1 protein-coding gene is annotated in these 397 nt (G+C 67.3%); it reads left to right on the top strand.

Translation table 11 applies throughout. The features are described 5' to 3' along the window. The coding region (locus tag EN994_RS35160; protein ID WP_164746612.1) for a substrate-binding domain-containing protein at nucleotides 1–397 on the top strand (397 nt) is incomplete at both ends.

Below are 397 nucleotides of genomic sequence, written 5' to 3'. Positions count from 1 at the left end.
CACCACGTCCTTCTACTGGCAGATCGTTCTGGCCGGCGCCCGCAAGGCCGGCAAGGATCTCGGCGTCAACGTGCCGGAACTCGGCGCCCAGGCTGAAACCGACGTCAACGGCCAGGTCTCGATCCTCGAGAACGCCGTTGCCAGCAACCCGGCGGCCATCGTCATTGCGCCGACCGAGTTCAAGGCGCTCGGCAAGCCGATCGATGAAGCCGCTGCCAAGGTCAAGGTCATCGGCATCGACTCCGGTGCCGACTCCAAGGCCTTCACCTCGTTCCTGACCACCGACAACGTCCAGGGCGGCCGCGTCGCTGCCGACGGCCTCGCAGCTGCCATCGGCGCCGCCAACGGCGGCAAGATCGAGGGCGACGTTGCCCTGATCACCAACGCACCTGGCGCC

The organism is Mesorhizobium sp. M7A.F.Ca.CA.002.09.1.1 (genome assembly GCF_003998555.1).
In the GTDB taxonomy this organism is placed as follows: domain Bacteria; phylum Pseudomonadota; class Alphaproteobacteria; order Rhizobiales; family Rhizobiaceae; genus Mesorhizobium; species Mesorhizobium ciceri.
The sequence above is the reverse complement of the archived record's forward strand: the minus strand, read 5'-3'. Positions and strand labels throughout refer to the sequence as shown.